Annotated in this window: 4 protein-coding genes and 1 pseudogene; 3 read left to right on the top strand and 2 right to left on the bottom strand. The window is 56.0% G+C overall.

Annotated features, from left to right (window positions below; translation table 11 throughout):
• A pseudogene (locus tag ACZAHD_RS22250) lies at positions 1 to 307 on the top strand (diaminopimelate decarboxylase); the annotation flags it as partial.
• On the opposite strand, the gene ACZAHD_RS22245 reads toward ACZAHD_RS22250, so the two are convergent.
• Entirely contained in the window at positions 304 to 1302 is a 999-nt protein-coding gene (locus ACZAHD_RS22245; RefSeq protein WP_462458666.1) for a LacI family DNA-binding transcriptional regulator, read from the bottom strand. The pseudogene ACZAHD_RS22250 and the gene ACZAHD_RS22245 overlap by 4 nt on opposite strands.
• A 219-nt stretch (positions 1303 to 1521) precedes the next feature.
• On the opposite strand from ACZAHD_RS22245, the gene ACZAHD_RS22240 reads away from it, so the two are divergent.
• Positions 1522 to 2001, top strand: a complete 480-nt coding sequence (locus ACZAHD_RS22240; RefSeq protein WP_462458665.1) for a GNAT family N-acetyltransferase — start codon at positions 1522 to 1524, stop codon at positions 1999 to 2001.
• Here ACZAHD_RS22240 and galR read toward each other — a convergent pair.
• Positions 1962 to 2978, bottom strand: coding sequence for an HTH-type transcriptional regulator GalR (gene galR, locus ACZAHD_RS22235; RefSeq protein WP_462458664.1), 1017 nt, complete (start codon positions 2976 to 2978; stop codon positions 1962 to 1964). The two genes, ACZAHD_RS22240 and galR, sit on opposite strands and share 40 nt — an antisense overlap.
• A gap of 705 nt (positions 2979 to 3683) precedes the next feature.
• Here galR and ACZAHD_RS22230 point away from each other — a divergent pair.
• A partial coding sequence (locus tag ACZAHD_RS22230) for a 1-acyl-sn-glycerol-3-phosphate acyltransferase (RefSeq protein WP_462458663.1) occupies positions 3684 to 3913 on the top strand: 230 nt, incomplete at its 3' end.

Below are 3913 nucleotides of genomic sequence, written 5' to 3'. Positions count from 1 at the left end.
CCTGGCGGCGGATGGTCGCAACCTGAGCGCCGCGCCGCTTATCGACACCGTCGTGGCCGGGCCGCTGTGCGAATCGGGCGACGTCTTTACTCAGCAGGAAGGGGGCAAGGTAGAGACGCGTTTGCTGCCTGAAGTCGTACCGGGAGATTATCTGGTACTGCATGATACAGGGGCTTACGGTGCGTCAATGTCCTCAAACTACAACAGCCGTCCGCTGCTGCCGGAAGTGCTGTTCGACAACGGTAGCGCACGGCTGATCCGTCGTCGGCAGACGATTCAGGAGCTGCTGGCCTTAGAGCAGTTCTAAAAGTGTGGTCCCGTCGTTACCGACTCCCGCAATACCAGGGTGCCGGTAAACGGTGGGATCGTTTCGATCGGCTTGTCGTTGGCGAGCTTGATCGCCTGATCGATCGCGGTGGTGATCATATTATCGATCGGCAGATAGACCGTCGACAGACCCGGTTCCAGCCATTTTGCGCTCGGGGCATCGTCGAAGCCGAACAGCGAAACGTCCTGCGGGATCCGCAGCCCCGCCTGATGTAGCGCTTTTGAGGCGCCCAGCGCCATATCATCGTTACACGAAAACAGCGCGCTGAACGTTGTTTTCTCGTCAAGCAGCTCGCGGCAGAGTTCATAACCGCGGGTCATCGTCGAATCGCCGTATTTAACTTTCGCCGGATCCCACGCGATACCGTGTTTTTTCAGGGCCTTGCGGTATCCCTGCAGGCGGGCCTTCCCCGTAGGCGTATGCATCGGCACGGTGATGCAGGCGATATCCCGGTGCCCTTGCGTAATCAGATAATTGACCGCCTGAAAGGCCGCATCTTCCTGCTCGAAGAACACGCAGCGCTCCCGCGCCAGGCTGACGTCGCGGTTAATCACCACCAGCGGCGTATCGATGGATTCGATCAGCGACATGATCTTCTTTTCGCTCATGTGGCGGGTATAGAGGATGATTGCGTCGCACTGACGATCGGCGAGCATCTGCACCGCTTCTTCTTCGCGTTCCGGGGCATCGTGGCCGTCAGTGACGATCAGCTGTTTTCCCCACGCTTCTGTCTGGCGCGAAGCTTGTTGTAACAGGCGGCCAAAATAGAAACCATCGAAGGTAGAAACTACCAGTCCGATACTGTTGCTGGTGCGGTTCGCCAACGAACGGGCGAGAAAGTTCGGCCGGTATCCCAGCTCTTCCATCGCTTTAAATACCTGTTGGCGGGTGCTCTCTTTTACCTGACCTGTGCCGTTCAACACGCGGGAAACCGTCGCTTTAGAGACGCCTGCGCGAATTGAGACATCCAGCATTGTAGCCATTCATCGATTCCTGATTTCACGTGATAAGCCCCAGTTTATCACAGACATTCAGGGGGATATGCGCCCAACCGGCCGCAAAGAACTATTGCGATCACGCTTTTTGCAGGAAATATCCGCGAAATGGCGCTTCTACGCGTTAACGTCCTCGCCACCGGCCGCTGCGGGCGCGGTATACTGGCAGCCAGAGTATTTTTCAGCAGGGGATCGGTCATGCATATTCAGCCCTTATACGCCGCGCCGCAGCACGCCGAACAGGTGGCGATGTGGCTCTGGCAGGCCTTTGGCGGCGAAACGCTGCCGCTGCCTTTTTTTGCCACTCTCGTTGCCCACAGCCAGACGCCGGAGGCGCTGCCGCTCACCTTTATCGCCGTCGAGGGCGAGACGCTTTTAGGGACGGTGGGGCTGTGGCGCTGCGATTTAATCAGTCGTCAGGATCTGTTCCCGTGGATGGCGGCACTGTATGTTGCCCCGGATGCGCGCGGACGGGGCATCGCGGGGAAGCTGCAACAGCATACGATCGACTATGCCCGTCGACTTGGGCACCCGCAGCTGTATCTCTACTCCGCCTGCCGTGATTTTTATGAGCGTTTTGGCTGGCAGTATATTGGTGAAGGGCTGGATTACCCGGCCACCCCCGTCAGCCTGTATCGTTACGACTTATCGCTTTCCGATGGCGCCATCACCGAGTGACGGCGAACCAGCGTCGGGCTGAATAAATGGGTGATTTCAGGCGCCGGACGCTGATCCGCCAGCGCCAGCGCCAGTTCGGCGGCCTGGGTTGCCATCGTGACGATGGGGTAACGCACCGTCGTCAGGCGGGGGCGAACATAGCGAGAGATCAGCACATCGTCGAAGCCAATCAGCGAAATCTCGCGCGGGACGTCGATACCATTATCATTCAGGACCCCCATCGCGCCGGCGGCCATCGAGTCGTTATAGCAGGCGACAGCGGTAAAATTCCTGCCGCGCCCCAGCAGTTCGGTGATGGCCTGTTCGCCGCCGCTTTCATCAGGTTCAGCAAACGTCACCAGACGATCGTTGCAGGACAGGCCGCTCTCGGTTAACGCCGCGTAATAGCCTTGCAGGCGATCTTCAGCATCCGAAATCGCATGGTTGGAGCAGAGGTAGCCGATACGGGTATGTCCCTGCTGGATCAAATGACGGGTCGCCAGCCAGGCGCCATAGCGGTCATCCAGAGCGACGCAACGCTGTTCAAAACCCACCAGAATTCGGTTGATCAGCACCATGCCGGGGATCTGTTTCATCAACCCGGCGAGCTCATCGTCAGGGAGCATTTTCGCGTGCACCACCAGCGCTGCGCAGCGATGACGGATAAGCTGCTCAATCGCCTGACGTTCTTTTTTTATGCTGTGATACCCGTTGCCGATCAGCAAAAAGTTACCGGTGTTGTAGGCCACTTGTTCAACGGCTTTGACCATGGCGCCGAAGAAAGGATCGGACACGTCCCCCACCACCAGCCCAACGGTCTCCGTTGACTGCTGCGCCAGCGCGCGTGCGTTCGCATTGGGATGATAATTGAGTGTTTCCATCGCCGCAGTCACCGACTGGCGCGAGGTTTCACTGGCTTTGGGGGAGTTATTGATTACGCGGGATACGGTAGCGACGGAGACTCCTGCGAGTCGGGCTACATCCTTAATTGTCGCCATACCAGACCTTTTATAGGGTAAGCGTTTACATACCGGTTATGTTACGGGAAAGTCTGTCAGATTCAAGGCTGGGGGCGTCTGGCTTTACACAAATGTGATGCAGATTGACCTTCATGGTGAAAAAGTTACACAGCGATAACCACAGGAGCAAAGACGAATGAAACGGCGGTGGGGATATTCACACCTTTGCTTACACTTTGCGATTGGCTGTTGCGAATGTTCGCTGGTTTATCCATTCATTGCATTGATATTCTGGCTCTCCCAGAGGTATTGATAGGTGGAGCTAACGTTACGTTGGCCACTCTAATTACACCAGCCTGCGCAGATGCGCAGGTTTTTTTTTCCCCTCTGCCTGAACATGTCGCGTCTGCGTGCGTGAAACGCCCTCGGTCTCCCGTATCAAATAACCTTCTTTCTGTCGGCCGCTCGCCGCTGTTACAGATAGCGAAAATGGCAACAACTGGTTGCACTTAGGTTTATTCCCTTGCGTTTTATCGCTGGTACGGCAGGGGGGAAAACCTGACAATCAGGGTCCCAGAGGTATTGATAGGTGAGTTTTTAAGTACGCATTTCGTACTGATTATCTTGCACCGGCCTGCGCAGATGCGCAGGTTTTTTTTATGCCAAACATTCCTCCCCGCACTGCTTTCAAATGCCTTCTCGTGTAACCTGCAATGACTTAATCACCGGTCAAATGGAGTTGTTATGCTGTTGGCATTTTTCAGGCTGTTGTTCAAAGGGTTGTATCGGGTCAGATTGACCGGTGACACGCAGCCCTTGCAACAACAGAAAGTCTTGATCACCCCGAATCACGTCTCTTTCCTCGATGGGATCCTGCTCGCCTTATTCCTGCCCGTCCGACCGGTCTTTGCGGTGTACAGTTCTATCAGTCAGCGCTGGTTTATGCGCGTGTTGACGCCTCTGATCGATTTTGT

The organism is Raoultella sp., assembly GCF_039594335.1.
In the GTDB taxonomy this organism is placed as follows: Bacteria; Pseudomonadota; Gammaproteobacteria; order Enterobacterales; family Enterobacteriaceae; genus Klebsiella.
The sequence above is the reverse complement of the archived record's forward strand: the minus strand, read 5'-3'. Positions and strand labels throughout refer to the sequence as shown.